Raw genomic sequence first — 23299 nt, 5'->3', positions numbered from 1 at the left:
CTCCTGCGCGCCCGCCTGCGTACCGTGCGCCGCGCGCATGCCCGTCCGCGCCGCACACACGCCTGCCCGCGCCGCGCGCATGTCCGTCCGCGCCGTGCACCAGCGCGTGCTCGCCCGTGCACCAGCGTGTACGCGATGGCCGCGCGCACCTGTGGGAGCCGCGTGCCCCGAGGGCTCAGAGCGTCTCGGGTGACGCGGGCGACGCCAGGCTGTCGCCGATCGCGCGCAGCCCCGCCAGGTCGTGCACGTCTCCGGCCAGCGCCGGCACCTCCGTGACCGCCACCTCCGGATGCAGCGCCGTGAAGCGGTCGCGTGTGCGCTGCTCACGCGAGAGCACCTGCATGCGCTCGGCATGCAGACGCAGCAGACCCGCCGTCAGTTGCTGCGCGGTCTGCTTCACGGCAGGCACCCCGGAGGACTCCGGCGATCCGGTTCCTTCAGGAGTGAACTCACTTGCCTCTTCGGGGAGATGACCCTCGGCCGGGGATTCGGGAGAGACGGCCGTGCGGTCACGACTACCAGTCTCCCCGGCCCCCTGATCCACAATGCGGCCCTCGTCAAGATTTTCCGCGGCGGCCAGCGCCCGCTCCGCGGACAGCCGGGCGGCCCCGCTCCCGTGCACCCGGTTGAGGACCAGACCGGCCAGCGGCATGTCCTCGGCGGCCAGGCGCTCCACGAAGTACGCCGCCTCGCGCAGCGCGTCCCGCTCCGGCGCCGCCACCACGACGAACGCCGTGCCGGGGGCCTGGAGCAGCCGGTACGTGGCGTCCGCCCGGGTGCGGAACCCGCCGAACATCGTGTCCATCGCGGCCACGAACGTCTGCACGTCCCGCAGGAACTGACCGCCCAGCAGCTTGCCGAGCGTGCCGGTCATCATCGACATGCCGACGTTCAGGAACTTCATCCCGGCCCGGCCGCCGACCTTCGCCGGAGCCATCAGCAGCTTGATGAACGTGCCGTCAAGGAAGGACCCGAGACGCCCCGGCGCGTCCAGGAAGTCGAGCGCGGAACGCGACGGCGGGGTGTCCACGACGATCAGGTCCCACTCGTCCCGCGCGCGGAGCTGCCCCAGCTTCTCCATCGCCATGTACTCCTGCGTGCCGGCGAAACCGGCGGACAGGGACTGGTAGAAGGGGTTGTCCAGGATCGCGCGGGCCCGTTCGGCGTCCGCGTGCGCCTCGACGATCTCGTCGAAGGTGCGCTTCATGTCGAGCATCATCGCGTGCAGTTCGCCGGGGCCCGCCTTCTGCGTCCCGCCCCGGCTCTCGATGCCGGTGACCCTGCGGGGGGTGTTGTCGAGGGAGTCGATGCCCATGGACTGCGCCAGCCTGCGCGCCGGGTCGATCGTCAGCACCACGACCTTGCGGCCCCGCTCGGCGGCCCGCACGCCCAGCGCGGCCGCGGTGGTCGTCTTGCCGACACCGCCCGCGCCGCAGCACACGATGATGCGGGTGTCCGGGTCGTCGATCAGCGGATCGACGTCGAGCCGGGCCGCGCTGTCGAGCATCATGATCCGGCCCCTTGCTTGCGCAGTTCCCTGGCCAGTCGGTACAGCCCCGCCAACTCGACTCCCTCGCTGAGCATGGGCAGTTCGTACGCGCCGAGCTCCATCGCGGTGAGGACCCGGCGCTGCTCCCGCTCCAGCTCGACGCGCTGGGCGTGTTCGGCGGCCTGCTCCAGGAGCGGGGTGACGAGCTCCCCGGGGGAGGTGATCCCGGCCCGGGCGAGGGTGTCGGTGATCTCGGGGCGCCGGCCGTCGGACGCGTCGCGCACCGCGTCCTCGTCGAGGAGGTGGGGGCGCACCATGTTCACGATGACGTTGCCCACCGGGAGGTCCGCCTCGCGCAGCTCGGCGACGCCGTCCGCGGTCTCCTGGACGGGCATCTCCTCGAGCAGGGTGACCAGATGCACCGCCGTCTGCGGGGACTTGAGCACCCGCATCACGGCCTGGGCCTGGTTGTGTATCGGCCCGATCCTGGCCAGGCCGGCGACCTCGTCGTTCACGTTCAGGAAGCGCGTGATGCGCCCGGTGGGCGGTGCGTCCATGACCACGTAGTCGTAGACGTACCGCCCCTGTCTGTCCCGGCGGCGGACGGCCTCGCACGCCTTGCCCGTGAGCAGCACGTCCCGCACGCCCGGGGCGATGGTGGTCGCGAAGTCGATCGCGCCGAGCTTCTTGAGCGCCCGGCCCGCGGAGCCGAGCTTGTAGAACATCTGGAGGTAGTCCAGGAGCGCGCGCTCGGCGTCGATGGCCAGCGCGAAGACCTCGCCGCCGCCCGAGGCGACGGCGATCTTGCGCTCCTCGTACGGAAGGGCTTCCGTCTCGAAGAGCTGGGCGATGCCCTGCCTGCCCTCCACCTCGACCAGAAGGGTGCGTTTCCCCTCGGTGGCGAGGGCGAGCGCGAGGGCGGCGGCGACCGTGGTCTTACCGGTACCGCCCTTGCCGCTGACGACCTGGAGCCTGCTCACGTATTCGAGCCTAACCAGTAGCGGCACGGCCTACGCACGAGGCTGCCCTCGGGCTGTGTTCCTTCGCGCACACCTCCCCGCCCCCGGGGCCGGGGCTGTCGCGGAACGGCCGCCCGGGGCGGCTACAGTCGGGCCCATGACCAAGTGGGAATACGCGACCGTGCCCCTTCTCGTGCACGCGACGAAGCAGATTCTGGACACCTGGGGCGAGGACGGCTGGGAGCTCGTCCAGGTCGTGCCCGGGCCGAACAACCCCGAGCAGCTCGTGGCCTACCTGAAGCGGGAGAAGCAGTGAGCGGCGACGTCGACCGCCGGCTCGCCGAGCTGGGCCTGACGCTCCCCGAGGTCGTACCGCCGCTCGCCGCCTACCAGCCGGCCGTGATCTCCGGCGCGTACGTCTTCACCGCGGGACAGCTCCCGATGGTGGAGGGCAAGCTTCCGGTGACCGGCAAGGTCGGCGCCGAGGTCACCCCCGAGGAGGCCAAGGGCCTGGCGCGCACCTGCGCGCTCAACGCGCTCGCCGCCGTGAAGTCCGTCGCCGGCGATCTCGACCGCATCGCGCGCGTCGTGAAGGTCACCGGCTTCGTGGCCTCGGCCGCCGACTTCACCGGCCAGCCCGCCGTGCTGAACGGCGCGAGCGAGCTGCTGGGCGAGGTCCTCGGCGACAAGGGTGTGCACGCCCGCAGCGCGGTGGGTGTCGCGGTGCTGCCGCTGGACGCCCCGGTCGAGGTCGAGATCCAGGTGGAGCTCGTCCAGGACTGACCCCGCGCGTCCGTGCGACGACGGCCCCTCGCCCCCGGTTCCCCCGGAGCGGCGCGGGGCCTTCGCCGTCCCCGCGGCGGTGCGGCGTCCTCGCCGCGGTCCCGGTCCTGCGTCTCCGCGCATCCCGGCCGGCCGGTCTCCGCGCATCCCGGCCCGGGGCCCCACGCGCCCCGGCCACCCCTCGAACATCCGCGCTAGAACGCATAGCATCCGGCCATGCCCAATGGTCAGTGGTACCCGCCGGAATGGCCCGACCGCATCCGCGCCCTCGCCGCGGGCGAGCTGGTGCCCGCCACCCCGAAGAGGGCCGCGACGGTGATGCTGCTGCGCGACGGCACGGACGGTCCCGCCGTCCACATGCTGCGCCGGCGCACCTCCATGGCCTTCGCCGGAGGCGCCTACGCCTACCCGGGCGGCGGAGTCGACCCGCGTGACGACCGGCCCGTGGGCTGGGCGGGGCCCTCGCTGGAGACCTGGGCCGCCCGTCTGGGCACCGACGACACGGCGGTCGCCCAGGCCGTCGTCTGCGCGGCGGTGCGCGAGACGTTCGAGGAGGCCGGCGTGCTGCTCGCGGGACCTACCGCGGACACCGTCGTCGGGGACACCACGGGCGACGACTGGGAGGCCGACCGGCAGGGCCTGGTCGACCGCGACCTGTCGTTCGCGCAGTTCCTGGAACGCCGCAGCCTGGTCCTCCGCTCCGACCTGCTCGGCGCCTGGGCCCGCTGGATCACGCCCGAGTTCGAGCAGCGCCGGTACGACACCTGGTTCTTCGTGGCCGCCCTCCCCGAGGGGCAGCGCACCCGCGACGTCTCCACCGAGGCCGACAGGACCGCGTGGATCCGCCCCGCGGAGGCGATCGCCGGTTACGACAAGGGCGAGCTGCTCATGATGCCGCCGACCGTCGCCACCCTGCGGGCCCTGGAGCCGCACGCCACCGTCGCCGACACCCTCGCCGCGGCATCCCGGCAGAGCCTCGACCCGGTCCTCGCCCGGGCGCGGCTGGAAGGCGGCGACGTGGTGCTGAGCTGGCCCGGCCACGAGGAGTTCACCAAGCACGTGTCCCGGGGAGGACCGCGATGACGGACGCCGCAGCGCTGCCGGGACAGCCGCGGGGAGGCGTGCTCTCCGGGCCCGCCACCGCCCGCGCGGTCAACGTCCTGGCGCCCAACCCGTCCGCGATGACGCTGGACGGCACCAACACCTGGATCGTCTCCGAGCCCGGCTCCGCCCTGGCCGTGGTCGTCGACCCGGGCCCGCTGGACGAGGCCCACCTCCGGGCCGTGATCGACACGGTCGAGGCCGCGGGCAAGCGCGTCGCGCTGACCCTGCTCACCCACGGCCACCCGGACCACGCCGAGGGGGCGGCACGCTTCGCCGAGCTGACGCGGACGTCCGTCAGGGCGCTCGATCCCGCGCTGCGGCTCGGCGACGAGGGCCTCGCCGAGGGTGACGTCGTCACGACCGGCGGTCTGGAGATGCGGGTCGTCGCCACCCCCGGGCACACCGCCGACTCGCTCAGCTTCCATCTGCCCGCCGATCGCGCCGTGCTGACCGGCGACACGATCCTCGGCCGGGGCACCACGATGGTCGCCCACCCGGAGGGCCGGCTCGGGGACTACCTGGACTCCCTGCGGCGGCTGCGCTCGCTCACCGTCGACGACGGCGTCCACACCGTGCTGCCGGGCCACGGGCCCGTGCTGGAGGACGCGCAGGGCGCCGTCGAGTTCTACCTCGCCCACCGCGCCCACCGGCTCGCCCAGGTCGAGACGGCGGTCGAGGGCGGATGCGCCACCGCCCCGGAGGTCGTCGCGCGCGTCTACGCGGACGTCGACAGGTCCCTGTGGCCGGCGGCCGAGCTGTCGGTGCGCGCGCAGCTCGCGTATCTGCGCGAGCACGGTCTGATCGGCGTGAGCGACACCGGCTGACGGCCCGCGAGAACGCTCCCCCCGGTTACGGGTACGGCCGGGCCGCCTCCGGACGGAACTGTCCGGGCGCCACCGGCGTCTGTCGCAGGCGAGGCGGCCTTACGGGCCGCTTACATCACGGCATCCGTCACTGGGGGGACAAACCGTGTTCGTCCTGTTCGTCATACTCGTCATCGCCGCGGCGGTGATGTACTTCGTGGCCCGCGCGGGCGACAACAAGGGCCTCAAGCTGGGCGCCCTGGGGGCGCTCGTCGCCGGGCTGTTCGCGGGCGTGTCGAGCTGCGTCCATGTGGTCAGCGCCTACGAGGTCGGCGTGCCCGTCACCTTCGGCAAGGTCGGCTCGCCGATGACCTCGGGGGTCAACCTCACCTCGCCGTTCACCGACGTCACCACGTTCTCCACGCGCCCTGTGGACCTCAACCTCTCCGACAAGGACGTCGTCGAGGTCCGCTCCTCGCAGGGCGGCGTCATGTACGCCGAGATCACCGTGAAGTGGGCGGTCACCCCGGCGAAGGCCGTGGAGCTGTACCGGCTGGCGGGCAGTGAGGACGCGATCCAGCAGCGCCTGGTCTTCCCGGACAGCCGGGAGATCGTCCGCAACGTCTTCGCGCGGCACACCAGCGAGGAGGGCTACACCTCCGCCCGGGAGAAGATCAACACCGAGATCGGCGATCTGATCCGGGAGCGCCTGGCACCCCGCGGCATCGCCGTGACGACCGTCAACCTGCGCAACGTGAAGCCCTCGGAGAAGCTCCAGGAGCAGATCGACCGCAAGATTCAGCAGGAGCAGGCGACCGAACGGGCGACCGAGGCGGCCCGCACGGCGAAGGCCGAGGCCGAGCGCCGGCGCATCGAGGCCGAGGGCATCGCGAAGGCGAACCGCATCCTGACCGACTCGCTGACGGACAAGGTCCTCGCGAACCAGTGCATCGAGGCGTTCAAGGAGGCCGCGGCCAAGCAGCCGGTCTACGCGGTCCCGTGCGGCGGGGGGACGGGCAATCCGCTGATCGTGGACGGCACGAAGAACTGAGCGCACGGCGAAGGGCCGCCCGCGTGAGGCGGGCGGCCCTTCGTACGGTCCGCGCGGACGCGGCGCGGGATCAGCGCGAGCGCTTCGCGAGGCGCTCCACGTCCAGCAGGATCACCGCGCGGGCCTCCAGCCGCAGCCAGCCGCGCTGCGCGAAGTCGGCCAGCGCCTTGTTGACGGTCTCGCGGGAGGCGCCGACGAGCTGGGCCAGCTCCTCCTGGGTGAGGTCGTGGACCACGTGGATGCCCTCCTCCGACTGCACACCGAAGCGGCGCGAGAGGTCGAGCAGCGCGCGGGCGACCCGGCCCGGCACGTCGGAGAAGACCAGGTCGGACATCTGGTCGTTGGTCTTGCGCAGCCGGCGGGCGACCGCGCGCAGCAGCGCGGTGGCCACCTCCGGGCGGACGTTCAGCCAGGGCTGGAGGTCGCCGTGGCCGAGGCCGAGCAGCTTCACCTCGGTCAGCGCGGTGGCGGTCGCGGTACGCGGACCGGGATCGAAGAGGGACAGCTCGCCGATCAGCTCGCCGGGGCCGAGGACGGCGAGCATGTTCTCGCGTCCGTCGGGCGAGGTGCGGTGGAGCTTGACCTTGCCCTCGGTGACCACGTACAGGCGGTCGCCGGGGTCGCCCTCGTGGAAGAGCGCGTCGCCACGGGCGAGCGTCACTTCACTCATCGAGGCGCGGAGCTCCGCGGCCTGCTCGTCATCGAGCGCCGCGAAGAGCGGGGCGCGCCGCAGAACGTCGTCCACGAGTTCTCTCCTTGTCGACCTGCTCAGGGGACACAGTCCCCCATGATGCCGGACCGCGCTGCACTGTCCTGGGGACCCGGTGCCCCGCGGCGGCATCGTCGGGGACGAGGACCCCGGTACTAAACAATCGTGCGATCAGTCACAACAAGTTTGACGTACTGACGCGTCCATCCGTACGGCAGGGGCCCGATTGGGTCCTCATTCCGGGGGACCCGGGCGGATGTCGGTGGTGACCCTTAGGCTGGCCGGGTGTCCAATTCGCCGGTGACAGCGCAGGCCAAGGGGGCTGGAAACGTGTCCGGAAAGCAGAATTCCGCTGTGGGCGAACGCTCCTCGCCCAGTCCGGGCAAAAAGGGGAAATCGGTCAAAACGGAATCGCGTCTGGCGATGGTCCGGCGTGCCCGCAGGATCAACCGCGAGCTCGCCGAGGTCTTCCCGTACGCCCACCCCGAACTGGACTTCGAGAATCCGTACCAGCTCCTGATCGCCACCGTCCTGTCGGCCCAGACCACCGATCTGCGGGTCAACCAGACCACCCCGGCGCTCTTCGCGAAGTACCCGGCTCCCGAGGACCTGGCCGCCGCGGTCCCGGAGGAGGTCGAGGAGCTCATCCGCCCGACGGGCTTCTTCCGCGCCAAGACCAAGTCGATCATGGGCCTCTCCAAGGCGATCAGGGACGACTTCGGCGGCGAGGTGCCCGGCACGCTGAAGGAGCTGGTCACCCTGCCCGGCGTGGGCCGCAAGACGGCCTTCGTCGTCCTCGGCAACGCCTTCGGCGTCCCCGGCATCACGGTGGACACCCACTTCATGCGGCTGGTGCGCCGCTGGAAGTGGACCGAGCAGGACGACCCGGTGAAGATCGAGGCCGAGATCGCCACGATCTTCCCCAAGTCCGAGTGGACGATGCTCTCGCACCGGGTGATCTTCCACGGCCGCCGCATCTGCCACGCCCGCAAGCCCGCCTGCGGCGCCTGCCCGATCACCCACCTCTGCCCGTCGTACGGCGAGGGCGAGACGGATCCGGAGAAGGCGAGGAAGCTCCTCAAGTACGAGATGGGCGGCCAGCCGGGGCAGCGGCTCAAGCCGCCCCCGGACTATCCGGGCAAGCCGGCCCCCGCCGCGGGGACGGCCGGGTGAGCCCAGCCGGTCCCGCCCGCCGTGCGGAACGATCCGGGCGCCCCGGGGCGTTGAGCAGCGAGGGGTGCCCATGACACGCGCAGGAGAAGAGACGTACGAGGCGTACGGACGGTCCGGCCCGGCCCGCGGCGAGGTGGTCGTGACCACCGAAGGCGTGCCCGAATGGCTCGACCCGGTGGTCCGTGCCGCCGCTGCCGTCCAGCCGCACCAGCTCAGCCGCTTCCTGCCGCCGGCCGACGGAGGAGGCCGGCAGTCGGCCGTCCTCGTCCTGTTCGGCGAGGGGGCCCGCGGGCCCGAACTGCTGCTGATGGAGCGCGCCGGCACCCTGCGCTCCCACGCGGGCCAGCCCTCCTTCCCCGGCGGAGCGCTGGACCCCGAGGACGGCGACCCGGCCACCACGGGCCCGCTGCGGGCCGCCCTGCGCGAGGCGTGGGAGGAGACCGGCCTGGACCCGTCCGGCGTCCAGACGTTCGGCGTGCTGCCCAAGCTCTACATCCCGGTGAGCGGATTCGTCGTGACGCCCGTACTGGGATGGTGGCGGACACCCAGCCCGGTCTCGGTGGTCGATCCCGCGGAGACCGCCCGGGTCTTCACCGTGCCCGTGGCCGATCTCACCGACCCGGCCAACCGTGCGACGGCCGTCCACCCGAGCGGCCACGCCGGGCCCGCGTTCCTGGTCGAATCGGCACTGGTCTGGGGGTTCACCGCCGGGGTCATCGACCGGCTGCTGCACTTCGCCGGCTGGGAGCGCCCATGGGACCGCACCCGGGAGGTCCCGCTCGACTGGCGCGCATGACAGGGTGGGCCAGGCACAGGTCCCACCCGGGCACCTGGAGGAAGCGGTCCCGCCGCGGACCGAGGACGCATAGCCGGCAGGAGCACCCGGCGACGACACAGCGAGGCTGAAGACGGTGAACGTGCTGGACATCCTGTTGCTGGTCGCCGCTGTCTGGTTCGCGGTCGTCGGCTACCGCCAGGGCTTCGTCGTCGGCATCCTCTCGGTGATCGGGTTCCTCGGCGGCGGCCTGGTCGCCGTCTACCTCCTCCCCGTGCTGTGGGGAGCGCTGACCGACGACTCCGAGGTCTCCACGACGGCGGCGATCGTCGCGGTCGTCATCGTGATCGTCTGTGCCTCCGTCGGCCAGGCCTTCACCACCCACCTCGGCAACAAGCTGCGCACCCACATCACCTGGTCGCCCGCCCGCGCCCTGGACGCCACCGGTGGCGCCCTGGTCAACGTCGTCGCGATGCTGCTCGTCGCCTGGCTCATCGGCTCCGCGCTCGCCGGCACCTCGCTGCCCACCCTCGGCAAGGAGGTCCGCGGCTCCAAGGTGCTGCTCGGCGTCTCCCGGGTGATGCCCGATCAGGCGAACACCTGGTTCACGGACTTCTCCTCCGTCCTCGCGCAGAACGGATTCCCCCAGGTCTTCAGTCCGTTCGCCAACGAGCCCATCACCGACGTCCAGGCGCCCGACCCCGCCCTCGTCGGCAGCCCCGTCGCCGCCCGCGCCAAGCAGTCCATCGTGAAGGTGGTCGGCACGGCGCCCAGCTGCGGCAAGGTCCTCGAAGGCACCGGCTTCGTCTTCGACGAGCGCCGGGTGATGACCAACGCCCATGTCGTCGGAGGGGTGGACGAGCCCACCGTCCAGATAGGCGGCGAGGGCAGGCTCTACGACGCCAAGGTCGTGCTCTACGACTGGGAGCGGGACATCGCCGTGCTGGACGTCCCCGACCTCAAGGCCCGCCCGCTCCAGTTCGCCGGCGAGGACGCCCGCACCGGGGACAGCGCGATCGTGGCCGGCTTCCCGGAGAACGGCGCCTACGACGTCCGCTCGGCCCGCGTCCGCGGCCGCATCAACGCCAACGGGCCCGACATCTACCACCGGGGCACCGTCCGCCGCGACGTGTACTCGCTCTTCGCGACGGTCCGCCAGGGCAACTCGGGCGGCCCGCTGCTCACCACCGACGGCAAGGTCTACGGCGTCATCTTCGCCCGCTCCCTCGACGACGCGAACACCGGCTACGCCCTCACCGTGGACGAGATCCGCGAGGACATCGCCCAGGGCCGGTCGGCCAACCAGCAGGTCGACAGCGAGGGATGCGCCCTGTAGTCGTCGAGGTTCGCGCCCTGTCGTCAGGGCGCACGAAGACCTCGGGGCACGCCGGTGTCAGGGATGCGCGCGGCAGCGCACCGCCCCGGCACCAGAGGCGCCTGCGGAGAGGTGGGAAAGGGATCGCCCGGACGGGGTGTCAGCCGCGCGGATGCCGCAGCCGCGCCGACACCCAGCGGGCGCGGCGCCGGAGGATGCGCGGAATGCCCATCCCCTCACCGGGATGTTCGTGGCTCCCGCCGGGGGAGTCGCCACCTTCGTGGCTGATCGGCCCGTTGGCCGAGCGGCGGTTGCGTGCTGCGTCACTGTAGTCGTGCGTCCAGCCCATACCGGGACGTCTGCCCGGGCCTCATGGTCGGTAACCGCGCCGGAGACGTCCAATTGGCCTATGCGCCAGGCATTTGGCCGTTCGTAGGACAACCGTTCCCCGTCGTCCCCCGAACGGACCGTCCCCCGCCGCCGTACGGCCCCCCGGGAGGGTCTCAGCGGTCCGGTTCGGGGTCCTTGAGCCAGTTGATGAGCTCCCCGGAGAACGCCACCGGGTCCTCCTCGTGGGGGAAGTGGCCGAGCCCGTCGAACAGGCGCCAGCGGTAGGGCGCTTCGACGTACTCGCCCGAGCCCGCCGCGCTGCGGGTGCGCATCGCCGGATCGAGTGACCCGTGCAGATGCAGCGTCGGCACCCGCACCGGGCGCTTCATACGCCGGTTGAACTGGAACCCGTCCGGCCGCGCGAGCGACCGCACCATCCACCGGTACGGCTCGATCGAGCAGTGCGCCGTCGAGGGGATGCACATCGCGCGCCGGTAGACGTCGAGGGCCTCCTCGTCCACCGGCTGCGGCCCGGACCACTCCCGGATGAGCCGGCCGACCAGGGCCGCGTCGTCCGCCACCAGTTGCCGCTCCGGGATCCACGGACGCTGGAAGCCCCACACGTAGGACCCGGCGCGGCTCTGCGCGAAGTCGGAGAGCATCGCCGACCGCCACCGCCGGGGGTGGGGCATCGAGGAGACCGCGAGCCGGCGCACCAGCTTGGGCCGCATCACAGCCGCGGTCCAGGCCAGGTAGCCGCCCAGGTCGTGGCCGACCAGCGCCGCGTCCGGTTCGCCGAGGGAACGCACGACTCCGGTGATGTCGAGCGCGAGGTTCGCCGGGTCGTAGCCCCGGGGCGTGCGGTCGCTGCCGCCCACACCCCGCAGGTCCATGGCGACCGCCCGGAAGCCCGCGTCGGCGAGGGCCGTGAGCTGGTGCCGCCAGGTCCACCAGAACTGCGGGAACCCGTGCAGCAGCATCACCAGCGGCCCGTCACCCATCTCCACGATGTGGAAGCGGGCGCCGTTGGCCGCCACGTCGCGATGGGTCCAGGGACCGTCGACGCGTACGGGGCTGCCGAGCGAGGCGAAGCCGCCGGGGCTGGATTCAGGGGCCGTCATGCAGATGAGCGTGCCACACCCGGGCACGGCGCGTTCGCCGCGCCCCGGGGCCGTGCTGCCGAACCGGTGAGCGCCCGGTCACAGCAGCGCCTTGTCCTCCCGGGAGGAGCCCATCAGCTCCGGCCGCGGCTCGGGCCGGGGGTGCGGCTTGGCGTTCTGCAGGACGGCCGCGGTCTCCTTGGCCGAGGCGACCGCCTTCTGCGGGCCCTGCCCCTTCTTGGCCTTCTTCACGAACACCGTGCCGATCAGGGCCAGCAGCCCGGCCACCAGGACGTTCACGGCGAAGGAGAGCAGGAAGCACAGGGCCATGTTCCAGCCCGTCCACGTCCTGAAGCCGTAGGCGAGGGCGAAGCTCAGCATCGGCAGCGAGAACAGCAGCACCATGCCGGCCGCGCTGAACGCCGCCCCTCCCAGGCCCGCCTTCTTCACGTCCTGGCGCAGCTGGGCCTTGGCCAGTGCGATCTCGTCGTGCACCAGCGCCGACATCTCGGCCGTCGCCGAAGCGACCAGCTGACCGAGACTGCGGTCGGCGCCGACAGCCTTCGCCGTGGTGTTGCCGGGGTCGCTCATCGCTGACTCCCTCTCCAGTTCTGCGGTCTCCACGTACTGCGGTCCGATGTCAGATCATGCCGGACTGTCGTCGCCGTCGCTCGACGCCCCCGCCGCTCGGGCTCTCCTGCGGTGCTCGGCGGCCTTCTCCTCGTAGATCGCGGCCATCCGCAAGTGGTAGGCGGGGTCGTCCTGTTCGTAGACGTCCGGGACACCTGACATGTCCTCATCGCGCTCCTCGTCCTCGTAGAGCGCCTGGTAGGTGCGTACCCGCAATTTGAGGAGGATTCCTGCGAGAACCGCGGCGATCACGGAACCGACCAGGACCGCCGCCTTCACTTCCTCCATGAGGGACGCGTCGTCCTCGAAGGCGAGTTCGCCGATCAGCAGCGACACGGTGAAGCCGATGCCGGCGAGGGTGGCCAGCGCGAAGACGTCGGGCCAGCGCAGATCGCCGTTCAGCTCCGCCTTGGTGAAACGCGCCGTGAGCCAGGTGCCGCCGAAGATGCCCAGCGCCTTGCCGACCACCAGCCCGAGCACCACCCCGAGCGTCTCCGGCTGGGTGAAGACGTCCCCGAGAGCGCCGCCCGAGACGGAGACGCCTGCCGAGAACAGGGCGAAGAGCGGGACCGCCACACCCGCGGACAGCGGGCGCACCAGGTGCTCGATGTGCTCGCCGGGGGAGTGGTCCTCGCCCTCCCGCCGGTGGCAGCGCAGCATCAGGCCCATCGCGACGCCGGCGATCGTGGCATGGACGCCGCTGTTGTACATCAGGCCCCAGACGACCAGGGCGAGCGGCACGTACACGTACCAGCCCCGGACCTCCTTGCGCAGCAGCAGCCAGAACAGCGCGAGACCGGCGAAGGCCCCGCCGAGGGCGGCGAAGTTCAGGTCGGAGGTGAAGAAGACCGCGATGATCAGGATCGCGAAGAGGTCGTCCACCACGGCCAGGGTCAGCAGGAACGCCCGCAGCGCGGAGGGGAGCGAAGCGCCGAGCACGGCGAGCACCGCCAGGGCGAACGCGATGTCCGTCGCGGTGGGGACGGCCCAGCCGGACGTGGAGCCGCCGCCGGTCGCCGTGACGACGAGATAGACCAGGGCGGGCATGATCATCCCGCACAGCGCGGCGACGACCGGCAGCGCGGCGGCCCTCGGATCGCGCAGCTCACCGGCGACCAGTTCCCGCTTCAGCTCGATCCCGGCGACGAAGAAGAAGACCGCCAGCAGGCCGTCCGCCGCCCAGTGGGCGACCGAGAGGTCGAGCCCGATGGCCGCGGGGCCGAAATGGAAGTCGCTCACCGAGGCGTAGCTGCCGCCGAAGGTGTTGGCCCAGACGAGGGCGGCGACCGCGGCGACGAGCAGCAGCATCCCGCCGACCGTCTCGGTGCGCAGGGCGTCCGTGACGAAGGTGCGCTCGGGCAGGGAGAGGCGGCCGAGGAAGGTGCGGGGAGCGGGGGGCGGCGCGGCCACGGGTGACATCCTCCGGTCGGGCGGGCATGGCAGAACACTTGCCGACCAGACTTCCCGGCGCACCTTGAACAGCTGTCGCGTCGCTGACGCGGCCTCAACCCTACCCGCATCCGCCGCGGACTTGCCTGTGGGCATGACAGAGCCCCCGCGGCGCCGGAGCGCCACGGGGGCCCTGTCGAGCGGTGCGCTGGAGGTGTCAGTCCTCGCTGGCGGCGCTCGGCAGCTTCGTCTGGATGAGGTCCATCACCGACGAGTCGGTCAGCGTGGTGACATCGCCCAGCTCACGGTTCTCGGCGACGTCGCGCAGCAGCCGGCGCATGATCTTGCCCGAGCGGGTCTTCGGCAGCTCGGCCACCGGCAGCACCCGCTTCGGCTTCGCGATGGGGCCGAGCGTGGCGCCGACATGGGCCCGCAGCTCCTCGACGAGCCCCTCGTCCTCGCTGGCGGTGCCCCGCAGGATCACGAAGGCCACGATCGCCTGCCCGGTGGTGGCGTCCGCGGCGCCGACGACGGCGGCCTCGGCGACCTTGGGGTGGGACACGAGGGCGGACTCGACCTCGGTGGTCGAGATGTTGTGGCCGGAGACCAGCATCACGTCGTCGACCCGGCCCAGCAGCCAGATGTCGCCGTCGTCGTCCTTCTTGGCGCCGTCACCGGCGAAGTACTTGCCCTCGAAACGGGACCAGTACGTGTCGATGAAGCGCTGGTCGTCGCCCCAGATGGTGCGCAGCATCGACGGCCACGGCTCCGTCAGCACCAGGTAGCCGCCGCCGCCGTCGGGCACCTCGTTGGCGTCGTCGTCGACGACGGTGGCCGAGATGCCGGGCAGCGGGCGCTGCGCGGAGCCGGGCTTGGTCTCGGTGACCCCGGGGAGCGGCGAGATCATCATCGCGCCCGTCTCCGTCTGCCACCAGGTGTCCACGATCGGGGTCTTCCCGGCGCCGATGTGCTCCCGGTACCAGATCCAGGCCTCGGGGTTGATCGGCTCGCCGACGGAGCCGAGGACCCGCAGGCTGGACAGGTCGAACTTGGCGGGGATGTCGTCCCCCCACTTCATGAACGTCCGGATCGCGGTCGGCGCCGTGTAGAGGATCGTGACGCCGTACTTCTGGACGATCTCCCAGAAGCGCCCCTGGTGCGGGCTGTCGGGCGTGCCCTCGTACATGACCTGGGTAGCGCCGTTGGCCAGCGGGCCGTAGACGATGTACGAGTGGCCGGTGACCCAGCCGATGTCGGCCGTGCACCAGTACACGTCCGACTCCGGCTTCAGGTCGAAGACGGCGTGGTGGGTGTACGCCGCCTGCGTGAGGTAGCCGCCGGAGGTGTGCAGGATGCCCTTCGGCTTACCCGTGGTGCCGGAGGTGTACAGGATGAAGAGCGGGTGCTCCGCCTCGAAGGCCTCGGGGGTGTGCTCGGCGGACTGGCGGCCGACGACGTCGTGCCACCACACGTCGCGCCCCTCGGTGAACGCGGTCTCCTGGCCGGTGCGCCGCACCACCAGGACGTGCTCGACCTGCGGACAGCGGGAGACGGCGTCGTCGATCGCGGGCTTGAGGGCGCTCGGCTTGCCGCGGCGGTAGCCGCCGTCGGCGGTGATGACCAGTTTGGCGTCGGCGTCCTGGATCCGGGAGGCCACGGCGTCGGCGGAGAACCCGCCGAAGACCACGGAGTGGGCCGCGCCGATCCGTGCGCAGGCCAGCATGGCGACCGCGGCCTCGGGGATCATCGGCATGTAGACGGCGACCCGGTCGCCCTTGCGGACGCCCAGCTCGGTCAGGGCGTTGGCCGCCCGGGAGACCTCGTCCTTGAGCTCCGCGTAGGTGATGGCGCGGCTGTCGCCGGGCTCGCCCTCGAAGTGGATCGCGACCCGGTCGCCGTGGCCGGCCTCGACATGGCGGTCCACACAGTTGTAGGCCACGTTGAGCGTGCCGTCGGCGAACCATTTGGCGAAGGGCGGGTTGCTCCAGTCGAGCGTCTCGGTCGGTTCGGTGGCCCAGTCGAGCCGCCGTGCCTGCTCGGCCCAGAAGCCGAGCCTGTCCGCCGCTGCCTGCTCGTACGCCTCCGCCGTCACGTTGGCGTTCGCTGCCAGCTCGGCCGGCGGCGCGAATCGCCGCTCTTCCTTGAGCAGGTTGGCCAGGCTCTCGTTGCTCACGACATCTCCCTTTCCCAGGGCGTCTTCTGTGCGTATGTGTCCCAGGCCATAGCTCATCAGCCGAAGGGCCGGGTGACAAGGCCCTTCGGGAAATTGGTTTAGACCTGTGAGTGACCTTTTCGGCCGCCGGCGCCACGGGACGGCGAGGTCCCGGGCGCCGGCGACAGCTCCTCACCCCCGAGCGGTGGGGAAGAGGGGCCACACGTTCTCACGGGCGGGATGTCCGGTCGGTTCAGCCACGCGGTGGGGCGGTGCGTGCGCCTCCTGTCACACTCCGGCCTTCTCCAGAGCCGAGGGCGGGCCGGGGGACACCCGGTCGAAGACTTCGTCGATGTCGTGTTCGTCGGTACTGGTCAGCAGGTACGCCTGGGCCTCGCCCACATGGAAGTACATGCCGTGCAGCTGGAGCCGCCCCTCCGCCAGCCGCCGCGCCACCGGCGGGTGGGCCCGCAGATGTTCGAGCTGCTGGACGACGTTGGTCAGGCAGAGCTGCTCCACCGCGTCGGCGGGCAGCCGGCCCGAGATCCGCACCCAGGTGTGGTGCTTGCTGCGCATCCGGCGCAGGCTGGGACGGGCGTGTCTCAGCCAGCGCCCCAGCGGTGTCGTCCGGTCCTCCGCGGCGCCGTTCAGCATGGCCTGCATGGCACCGCAGCCGGAGTGCCCGCAGACGGTGATCGACTCGACCTCCAGCACGTCGACGGCGTACTCGATGGCGGCGGCGACCGAATCGTCCCCGCTCTCCTCCCCGGGCAGGGGGACCAGATTCCCGACGTTGCGGACGGTGAAGAGATCGCCGGGGCCGCTCGCCGTGATCATGCTCGTCACCAGACGGGAGTCGGCGCAGGTCAGAAAGAGCTGGAAGGGCCGCTGCCCCTCCCGGGCGAGCCGTGCCAGCTCGTCGCGCACCAGCGGAGCCGTGTCCCGCTGGAAGGACCTGAGGCCGGTGGCCAGCCGGTGGCTCCTCGGCTTCTGCGGCGTGTCCTGGCAGTGGTGGTTGCGCCACGGCGTCCACGGGCGGCAGCAGCCGTGGGTCTCGGAGGCCGGCTCGCTGATGCGGGTGCCGGCCCGCCCGGTGAACTGGACGGTGCCGCCGTGGGCGGAGTGGGTGGCCCCCCAGCCCTGCAGGGCCTCGTAGGCCGCGTGATCCATGAAGGAGCCGTCGAGCTCCACATGGCACGCCGAGCCGTGCGGCACCTGGTGCAGGACCCGGCTGAGCCGCGGCACGGCGAGGAACGTCAACTGGCCCCGCACCCGGACCCGGTGGATCCCGTCGCCCTCCTCGGCGGTGATCCTGGTCCTGGTGAGCCGGTGGAGGGCGACGATCACGGCGACCGCGATCCCGATGAGCACCCCTTCGAGGACTCCGGTGAGGACGACGGCGGTCACCGTCACCGCGTAGACGAGCATCTCGCGGTTCCGCCGGACGGTGCGCACATGGGTGATGTTGACCATCTGGACGCCGATGACGGCCACCAGCGCGGCGAGGGCGGCGAGGGGGATCAGGTCCATGACCGGGACCAGCAGCAGGGCCGCGACCGCGATCCAGACCCCGTGGAGCATCGTCGAGTGCCTGCTGACGGCGCCCGCCGTCACATTGGCGTTGCTGCGGACGGCGACACCGGCGACGGGCAGACCGCCGAGGGCGCCGGAGACGATGTTGGCGGCGCCCTGGCCGGCCAGCTCGCGGTCGAGGTCGGAGCGATGCGCGGGCCCGCCTCTGCCGGAGACGAGTCTGTCGACGGCGACGGCGGACAGCAGGGACTGGACGCTGGTGACGAGGGTGATGGTCACCACCGCGGCGATCAGTCCGAGAACCGGCCCCTCGGGCAGTTCGGGCAGGGCGTGGGACCGCCAGGACGGCAGGTCCACCCGCTCCAGACGCAGCCCGGCGACCGTCGCGACCGCCGTGGCCGCGACCACGGCGGCGAGCGCGGCGGGCACGACGCGCAGAGCGTCGCCCACCCGCCCCGGGATCCGTGGCCACGCCAGCAGGATGCCCGCGGTCAGCACGCTCACCATCAGGGCCGCCGGATCGAGGGCGGCCAACTGGCGCGGCAGGGCGAGCACATTGGCGACGGCGGAACTCTGCGGCGAGCCGCCGAGCACGATGTGGATCTGGGCCAGCGCGATGGTGACGCCGATGCCGGCGAGCATGCCGTGGACGATCGCGGGGCTCACGGCGAGGGCGGAGCGGGCCACCCGCAGGGCCGCGAGGCCGAGCTGGCAGAAGCCGGCCGCCACGGTGACGGCGCAGGTGGCGCGCCAGCCGTAGTGCTGGATCAACTCGGCCGTGACCAGGGTCAGTCCGGCCGCCGGGCCGCTCACCTGGAGCGGGGAGCCGCCGAGGCGTCCGGCGACGATCCCTCCCACCGCGGCGGCGACGAGCCCGGCCTGGAGGGGGGCTCCCGTGGCGAGGGCGATGCCGAGGGAGAGCGGCAAAGCGATCAGGAAGACGGAGACGGAGGCGGACAGGTCCGCCGCGTCGATCCGGCCGAAGCGGCGGGACGGAGGCCCGGACGGGCCTCCGGGCGGGGCGTGCGGGTGGCCGGAGGTCTTGCCGGGCGGGTGGGGCGGATCGTCGGTCCGGATGGGGGCGCAGGACATTCCCGTCTCCTCGGGGGCGGCGCGGTCGCGGAATGTGGGGGTCGCGGCCGTGGGGCACGGCGTGGCATGGCGGGATGCTCGAATCGCACGAGCGCACAACTTTAAGTAAATGGATCGTAATGCAGAGTAAAGACTGAGGCATGATATTCGCCGCAAATGGGGCAACTAATCACTCGATGCAGTGATTAGTCATTTCATCGCGGCCCGTCGCTCTTCCCCTCTTCTCGCTCGATGCGACCTTGTCGGCTCCGTATTTCCGCAGTCGGAAAGTCGTATCGGCATACGAAAGAGGGTGGACGGATGCTCGCCGCCACGAAGAGGACCGTCGCCGTGGGCGCGGTCGCCACGGCACTGGTCGCGGGACTCGCCGGATGCACCGCCTCGGGCGACGCCCGGACCGGCGGCGCCGAAGGGGGTCCCGGAGCCGCCAAGGAGGGCGTCGCGGCACCGAAGAGCGCCGTCCGCCTCATCGGCGACGGCTCCACCGCTTTCACGGGCGCACAGCCCAACCTGCTGAAGCCGCAGCGGCTGAAGCCCGGCGAGAAGCCTCCGCAGTTCGTCGTGTTCTCGTGGGACGGAGCCGGCGAGGACAGCCAGAAGCTCTTCTCGCACTTCCGCCGGGTCGGCAAGAAATACGACGCGACCATGACCTACTTCCTCAGCGGCGTCTATCTGCTGCCCGAGGAGAAGCGCGATCTGTACGAGCCTCCCCAGCACGACGCCGGCCGCTCGGACATCGGCTTCAACGACGTCCAGGGAATCAAGGACACCGTGCGCGAACTGCGCGGTGCCTGGCTCGACGGCAACGAGGTCGGCACCCACTTCAACGGCCACTTCTGCGGCAAGGACCGCGGAGTCGGCAACTGGTCGGTCGAGGAGTGGAAGAGCGAGATCGGCCAGGCCAAGTCCTTCGTCAAGAACTGGAAGACCAACGCCGGCCTCAGCTCCGCCGACCCGCTGCCCTTCGACTACGACAAGGAGCTCATCGGCGCCCGGACACCCTGTCTGGAGGGCCAGGAGAACTTCATGAAGGCGGCGAGCACCCTCGGCTTCCGCTACGACACCAGCGGCGTCAACGAGCAGGTGTGGCCCAAGAAGAAGCACGGCTTGTGGGACCTCTCCCTCCAGATGGTGCCCGTCCCCGGCCGCGCCTTCGAGACGCTGTCCATGGACTACAACTTCATGGTCAACCAGTCGGTCACCTCGCAGGGCGACCCGTCCATGCACACGTTCTGGGGCAACCAGATGCGCGACGGCCTGCTGAAGGCCTTCGACCGCGCTTACCAGGGGAACCGCGCCCCGCTCGTCATCGGCAACCACTTCGAGTCCTGGAACGGCGGGACCTACATGGACGCCATCGAGGAGACCATCGCCACGGTCTGCGTGAAGAGCGACGTGAAGTGCGTGTCGTTCCGTCAGCTCGTGGACTGGCTGGACGCCCAGGACCCGGTGGTCCTCCAGAAGATGCGGGAACTCGGCGTGGGCCAGGCGCCGGCGGGCGGCTGGAACGGCTTCCTCGGAACGCCGCCCGTCGCTCCCGCGGCGCCCCCCGCCCCGAAGAACGAGCGCTGAGCAGGTCCGCACCGGCGGGTGTCCCTGCGCGGGCGGTCCCGGTGCGCCGGGGCCGCCCGTCGTGGAGTCAGCCCGGCTGCGGCACGGGGGTGTGCTCGCCGAGGACGAAGGAGGGGTCGACCTGGGCGGCCAGGTCCGCGCCCGTCCGCTCGTTGCCCCAGGTCTCGGCGTTGCGCAGATGGAAGTGGACCATCTGGCTCGTGTAGCGCTCCCAGTCCCGGTCGGCGTACGAGTCCTCGGCCGCGTCCTGGAGCGCCTGGAGGGCCATGCGGTTGCCCGCCTCCAACTGGTCGAAGCGTGCGGGCCGGCCCTTCTCCATCGTGCGCACCCAGTCCGAGTGCCCCACGGTGACGAGCAGGTCGTCGCCCACCTCCTCCCGGAGGAAGTCCAGGTCGTCCGGCCCCTGCACCTTGTTGCCGACCACCTTCAGCGCGACGCCGAAGTCCCGGGCGTACTCCTTGTACTGGCGGTACACGGAGACCCCCTTGCGGGTGGGTTCGGCGACCAGGAACGTCATGTCGAAGCGGGTGAACATCCCCGAGGCGAATGAGTCCGACCCCGCGGTCATGTCGACGACGACGTACTCGTCGGGGCCGTCCACCAGGTGGTTGAGGCAGAGCTCCACCGCACCGACCTTGGAGTGGTAGCAGGCGACCCCGAGGTCCGACTCGGTGAAGGGGCCCGTCGCCATCAGCCGGATGTCGCCGTCGTCGAGGCGGACCGTCCGCGCGCACGCCTCGTACACCGGGTTGGTCTCCTGCACGCGCAGCAGCCGGGACCCCTCGCCGGGCGGGGTGGTCTTGATCATGGTGGCGGCGGAGGTGATCCGCGGGTTCGTCCCGCGGAGGTACTCCTTGATCAGCGGCAGATGGGCGCCGAGGGCGGGCAGTCCTGCCGCCGCCGCCTCGTCGAGACCGAGGGCGGCTCCCAGGTGCTGGTTGATGTCGGCGTCCACCGCGACGACGGGGGCTTCGTTGGCGGCCAGGTGACGGATGAAGAGCGAGGACAGCGTCGTCTTGCCGCTGCCGCCCTTCCCTACGAAAGCGATCTTCATGTTCACCTAGGGTAGCCGCACGCATGCGGTCGGTTGTCAAGGTGAGTGAAGAAGACCACTCCAAGGTGGGGTGCGGGCGCGGTGCGCGTAGCCTCGCTGGTTATGAGTACGAACGCCTCGCCGGCCGATCCGCTCGCCACCCTCGGTGCGCTGCCCGGGGTCGCCGGATCCGTGGATTCCGTGCGCAAGGCCGTGGACCGGGTCTACGGGCACCGGGTCATGCGCCGGCGCAGCGGTGAGATCACCTCGGAAGCCGCTCTGCGCGGTGCCCGGGCCTCCGCCGCGCTGTCCGGAGCCGACTGGGCCCTCGAAGAGGTGCGCCGGCGCACCGACTTCAGCGGTGAACCCGAGGCGCGCACCGTCGGCGCCGCGCTGCGGCTCACCGCGGAGGCCGGCCAGCTGCTGTCGATCTGGCGCCAGTCACCCCTGCGGGTGCTCGCGCGCCTCCATCTCGTCGCGGCCGGCGGCGCCGCGGACGACGCGTCGGTGGGCCGTCCCCGGCTGGCCGGGGAGAAGGCCGACGAGCCGCTGATCGAGACCCCGCTGCCGGACGCGGACGAGGTGGCGGGCCGGCTGGACGGCCTGGCCGCTCTGATCATCGAGGGCAGCGAGGCCCCCGCGCTCGTGTCGGCCGCGGTGGTGCACGGCGAACTGCTGGCGCTGCGGCCGTTCGTCTCGTGCAACGGCCTGATCGCGAGGACCGCCGAGCGGATCGTGCTCATCGGCAGCGGCCTCGACCCGAAGGCGATCTGCCCGGCCGAGGTCGGCCACGCCGAGCAGGGACGTGCGGCCTATGCCGCGGCGTTCGAGGGGTATCTCTCGGGGACGCCGGAGGGCATGGCGGCCTGGATCGCGCACTGCGGCAGGTCCGTCGAACTGGGTGTCAGGGAGTCGACGGCCGTCTGCGAGGCCCTCCAGCGCGGCGCCGCCTGACCGGCGACAAGCCCCTCGAACGGGTTGCGGCGGTACCTTTCGGTACCGCCGCTGGCATGTCCGCCCAGTTACCAAGCGTCCTCGTGTGTTGCCCATCAGGTCGGGGTCTTTGCCCATCACCTGGTGCGGCTGGCCCGTAATCGACGGGTCGACGTCGCGTGGGTGCTCGACTTCCATGCATCGGTCCGTGGGGCCTTTATGCGTGTTAAAGGTGATCCTTTCGGATGTCCTCGGTCTCGCGGGCCGTTGAGTCCTTTGTACTCCTGCGGGAAGGGAAGGGAAACCCCTGCCCCGGGTTCTTTACTTTCAGGTTCAAACGCGGGCGAAGCGGACCGGAGCGGCGGTCGCCGTCGCGGCGGCGGCGAGCCGGGCGGCCCTCATCGCCCCCCGCCGGCGGCTCGCGTACCAGACGAGTCCCGCCGTCGCGGCCGCCGCGCCCACGGCGGCCGCGGCCACCAGGGCCGGCCGCGGCGGCATGGAGAACGCGGGCAGCCGCTGCTTGAGCCGCACCGGGCGGTTGAAGACGAGAACCGGCCAGTCGCGGAGTGCCGCCTCGCGGCGCAGCGCCCGGTCCGGATTGACCGCGTACGGGTGGCCCACCGACGAGAGCATCGGGATGTCCGTCGCCGAGTCGCTGTACGCGTAGCAGCGGTCGAGGTCGTACCCCTCCGACTCGGCCAGCTCCCGCACCGCCTCCGCCTTGGTCGGCCCGTAAGCGTAGTACGCGATCTCCCCGGTGAAGCAGCCGTCGTCGCCGACGACCATACGAGTGGCCACGACCCGGTCGGCGCCGAGCATCTCCCCGATGGGCTCCACCACTTCGGCGCCCGACGTGGAGACGATGACCACGTCGCGGCCCGCCGTGTGGTGCTCCTCGATGAGCGAGGCGGCCTCGTCGTAGATGATCGGGTCGATCAGGTCGTGCAGGGTCTCGGCGACGATCTCCCGGACCTGCTGCACGTTCCAGCCCTTGCAGAGCGCCGAGAGGTACTCGCGCATCCGCTCCATCTGGTCGTGATCGGCGCCGCCCGCCAGGAAGACGAACTGGGTGTAGGCGGTGCGCAGCGCGGCGCGCCTGCTGATCAGCCCGCCTTGGTAGAAGGACTTGCTGAAGGTCAGCGTCGAAGACTTCGCAATGACCGTCTTGTCCAGGTCAAAGAAGGCAGCCGTGCGCGGCAAGGAGTGGTTTTCCACGGGCAGAGCATATGCGCCCGCCATTCGGCGTACGCTGGGGCGCGTGGGTTTGCCTGAGAAGGCTCTCGGGTACACCATGGAAGTCACGGATCGTTCGCGACCGTGCTAACCCGGCCCGGCTCCTCCCCCCCCGAGTCGGCCGGAAAGACGACCCCCGCT

At 71.4% G+C, this 23299-nt stretch carries 21 protein-coding genes; 10 read left to right on the top strand and 11 right to left on the bottom strand.

All coding sequences use genetic code 11. From position 1 onward, the window contains the following. Positions 1-175: 175 nt before the first annotated feature. Both bagB and bagA read right to left on the bottom strand, forming a co-directional pair. Positions 176-1510 (bottom strand): ATPase BagB, encoded by a 1335-nt coding sequence (bagB, locus tag JE024_RS16275; protein ID WP_205374282.1) that lies wholly within the window; start codon positions 1508-1510, stop codon positions 176-178. Further along, on the bottom strand, positions 1507-2469 hold the full coding sequence (gene bagA / locus JE024_RS16270; RefSeq protein ID WP_205374281.1) for an ATPase BagA: 963 nt from the start codon (positions 2467-2469) through the stop codon (positions 1507-1509). The genes bagB and bagA overlap by 4 nt, the downstream gene beginning before the upstream one ends. A gap of 136 nt (positions 2470-2605) precedes the next feature. On the opposite strand from bagA, the gene sp36 reads away from it, so the two are divergent. From sp36 to JE024_RS16245, 5 genes are all read left to right on the top strand, one after another. Beyond that, positions 2606-2764 carry a Sp36 family protein gene (sp36, locus tag JE024_RS16265; RefSeq protein ID WP_003991873.1) on the top strand — a complete coding sequence of 53 codons (159 nt, stop codon included), beginning with the start codon at positions 2606-2608 and terminating at the stop codon, positions 2762-2764. Continuing rightward, positions 2761-3231 (top strand): RidA family protein, encoded by a 471-nt coding sequence (locus JE024_RS16260; protein WP_205374280.1) that lies wholly within the window; start codon positions 2761-2763, stop codon positions 3229-3231. The genes sp36 and JE024_RS16260 overlap by 4 nt, the downstream gene beginning before the upstream one ends. A gap of 216 nt (positions 3232-3447) precedes the next feature. Further along, complete coding sequence (locus JE024_RS16255) at positions 3448-4314, top strand: NUDIX hydrolase (protein WP_205374279.1); 867 nt, start codon at positions 3448-3450, stop codon at positions 4312-4314. Beyond that, positions 4311-5159 carry an MBL fold metallo-hydrolase gene (locus JE024_RS16250; RefSeq protein WP_205374278.1) on the top strand — a complete coding sequence of 283 codons (849 nt, stop codon included), beginning with the start codon at positions 4311-4313 and terminating at the stop codon, positions 5157-5159. The genes JE024_RS16255 and JE024_RS16250 overlap by 4 nt, the downstream gene beginning before the upstream one ends. 145 nt (positions 5160-5304) lie before the next feature. After that, positions 5305-6189, top strand: coding sequence for a prohibitin family protein (locus JE024_RS16245; protein ID WP_205374277.1), 885 nt, complete (start codon positions 5305-5307; stop codon positions 6187-6189). Positions 6190-6259: 70 nt separating this feature from the next. On the opposite strand, the gene JE024_RS16240 is transcribed toward JE024_RS16245, so the two are convergent. Next, complete coding sequence (locus tag JE024_RS16240; RefSeq protein WP_187741560.1) at positions 6260-6934, bottom strand: Crp/Fnr family transcriptional regulator; 675 nt, start codon at positions 6932-6934, stop codon at positions 6260-6262. A gap of 294 nt (positions 6935-7228) precedes the next feature. Between JE024_RS16240 and nth the strand changes: the two genes are divergently transcribed. The 3 genes from nth (at position 7229) to JE024_RS16225 (ending at position 10182) form a co-directional block, all read left to right on the top strand. Then, the gene (nth, locus tag JE024_RS16235; protein WP_205374276.1) at positions 7229-8071 is read left to right on the top strand and encodes an endonuclease III; all 843 of its coding nucleotides are present in this window, start codon (positions 7229-7231) and stop codon (positions 8069-8071) included. Between the two features lie 70 nt (positions 8072-8141). After that, positions 8142-8867 (top strand): NUDIX hydrolase, encoded by a 726-nt coding sequence (locus JE024_RS16230; protein ID WP_205374275.1) that lies wholly within the window; start codon positions 8142-8144, stop codon positions 8865-8867. A 115-nt stretch (positions 8868-8982) separates the two neighbouring features. Next, entirely contained in the window at positions 8983-10182 is a 1200-nt protein-coding gene (locus JE024_RS16225) for a MarP family serine protease (protein ID WP_205374274.1), read from the top strand. 139 nt (positions 10183-10321) lie between these two features. Here JE024_RS16225 and JE024_RS41100 read toward each other — a convergent pair whose 3' ends face one another. From JE024_RS41100 to JE024_RS16200, 6 genes are all read right to left on the bottom strand, one after another. Next, on the bottom strand, positions 10322-10510 hold the full coding sequence (locus tag JE024_RS41100; RefSeq protein WP_244882887.1) for a hypothetical protein: 189 nt from the start codon (positions 10508-10510) through the stop codon (positions 10322-10324). A 154-nt stretch (positions 10511-10664) separates the two neighbouring features. Then, positions 10665-11612: an alpha/beta fold hydrolase gene (locus JE024_RS16220; RefSeq protein ID WP_205374273.1), complete on the bottom strand. Its 948-nt coding sequence runs from the start codon at positions 11610-11612 to the stop codon at positions 10665-10667. Positions 11613-11690: 78 nt separating this feature from the next. Beyond that, entirely contained in the window at positions 11691-12182 is a 492-nt protein-coding gene (locus tag JE024_RS16215; protein ID WP_205374272.1) for a phage holin family protein, read from the bottom strand. 54 nt (positions 12183-12236) lie between these two features. Beyond that, complete coding sequence (gene nhaA, locus JE024_RS16210; RefSeq protein ID WP_205374271.1) at positions 12237-13640, bottom strand: Na+/H+ antiporter NhaA; 1404 nt, start codon at positions 13638-13640, stop codon at positions 12237-12239. 187 nt (positions 13641-13827) lie between these two features. Further along, complete coding sequence (gene acs, locus JE024_RS16205; protein WP_205374270.1) at positions 13828-15783, bottom strand: acetate--CoA ligase; 1956 nt, start codon at positions 15781-15783, stop codon at positions 13828-13830. A gap of 267 nt (positions 15784-16050) precedes the next feature. Then, positions 16051-18387: a SulP family inorganic anion transporter gene (locus JE024_RS16200; RefSeq protein WP_205374269.1), complete on the bottom strand. Its 2337-nt coding sequence runs from the start codon at positions 18385-18387 to the stop codon at positions 16051-16053. Positions 18388-18687: 300 nt separating this feature from the next. Here JE024_RS16200 and JE024_RS16195 point away from each other — a divergent pair, with 300 nt between their 5' ends. Beyond that, positions 18688-19959: a polysaccharide deacetylase family protein gene (locus JE024_RS16195; protein WP_205374268.1), complete on the top strand. Its 1272-nt coding sequence runs from the start codon at positions 18688-18690 to the stop codon at positions 19957-19959. 67 nt (positions 19960-20026) lie between these two features. Here JE024_RS16195 and JE024_RS16190 read toward each other — a convergent pair whose 3' ends face one another. Next, a complete protein-coding gene (locus tag JE024_RS16190) occupies positions 20027-21013 on the bottom strand; it encodes an ATP-binding protein (protein WP_205374267.1) in 987 nt (328 codons plus the stop codon). A 102-nt stretch (positions 21014-21115) separates the two neighbouring features. Here JE024_RS16190 and JE024_RS16185 point away from each other — a divergent pair, with 102 nt between their 5' ends. Continuing rightward, on the top strand, positions 21116-21946 hold the full coding sequence (locus tag JE024_RS16185) for a Fic family protein (protein WP_205374266.1): 831 nt from the start codon (positions 21116-21118) through the stop codon (positions 21944-21946). A 312-nt stretch (positions 21947-22258) separates the two neighbouring features. Here JE024_RS16185 and JE024_RS16180 read toward each other — a convergent pair whose 3' ends face one another. After that, positions 22259-23164 (bottom strand): HAD family hydrolase, encoded by a 906-nt coding sequence (locus JE024_RS16180; RefSeq protein ID WP_205374265.1) that lies wholly within the window; start codon positions 23162-23164, stop codon positions 22259-22261. Positions 23165-23299: the final 135 nt, after the last annotated feature.

It is taken from the genome of Streptomyces zhihengii, from assembly GCF_016919245.1.
GTDB classification, from domain to species: domain Bacteria; phylum Actinomycetota; class Actinomycetes; order Streptomycetales; family Streptomycetaceae; genus Streptomyces; species Streptomyces zhihengii.
This window is presented reverse-complemented; position numbering and strand designations above follow the sequence as displayed.

What these genes read in the sequence shown, in the direction of transcription:
- bagB (WP_205374282.1), bottom strand. Translation starts at nt 1,510, where the DNA reads ATGATGCTCGACAGCGCGGCCCGGCTCGACGTCGATCCGCTGATCGAC.
- sp36 (WP_003991873.1), top strand. Translation starts at nt 2,606, where the DNA reads ATGACCAAGTGGGAATACGCGACCGTGCCCCTTCTCGTGCACGCGACG.
- JE024_RS16255 (WP_205374279.1), top strand. Translation starts at nt 3,448, where the DNA reads ATGCCCAATGGTCAGTGGTACCCGCCGGAATGGCCCGACCGCATCCGC.
- JE024_RS16250 (WP_205374278.1), top strand. Translation starts at nt 4,311, where the DNA reads ATGACGGACGCCGCAGCGCTGCCGGGACAGCCGCGGGGAGGCGTGCTC.
- JE024_RS16230 (WP_205374275.1), top strand. Translation starts at nt 8,142, where the DNA reads ATGACACGCGCAGGAGAAGAGACGTACGAGGCGTACGGACGGTCCGGC.
- JE024_RS41100 (WP_244882887.1), bottom strand. Translation starts at nt 10,510, where the DNA reads ATGGGCTGGACGCACGACTACAGTGACGCAGCACGCAACCGCCGCTCG.
- JE024_RS16220 (WP_205374273.1), bottom strand. Translation starts at nt 11,612, where the DNA reads ATGACGGCCCCTGAATCCAGCCCCGGCGGCTTCGCCTCGCTCGGCAGC.
- JE024_RS16215 (WP_205374272.1), bottom strand. Translation starts at nt 12,182, where the DNA reads ATGAGCGACCCCGGCAACACCACGGCGAAGGCTGTCGGCGCCGACCGC.
- nhaA (WP_205374271.1), bottom strand. Translation starts at nt 13,640, where the DNA reads ATGTCACCCGTGGCCGCGCCGCCCCCCGCTCCCCGCACCTTCCTCGGC.
- JE024_RS16200 (WP_205374269.1), bottom strand. Translation starts at nt 18,387, where the DNA reads ATGTCCTGCGCCCCCATCCGGACCGACGATCCGCCCCACCCGCCCGGC.
- JE024_RS16195 (WP_205374268.1), top strand. Translation starts at nt 18,688, where the DNA reads ATGCTCGCCGCCACGAAGAGGACCGTCGCCGTGGGCGCGGTCGCCACG.
- JE024_RS16190 (WP_205374267.1), bottom strand. Translation starts at nt 21,013, where the DNA reads ATGAAGATCGCTTTCGTAGGGAAGGGCGGCAGCGGCAAGACGACGCTG.
- JE024_RS16185 (WP_205374266.1), top strand. Translation starts at nt 21,116, where the DNA reads ATGAGTACGAACGCCTCGCCGGCCGATCCGCTCGCCACCCTCGGTGCG.
- JE024_RS16180 (WP_205374265.1), bottom strand. Translation starts at nt 23,164, where the DNA reads ATGGCGGGCGCATATGCTCTGCCCGTGGAAAACCACTCCTTGCCGCGC.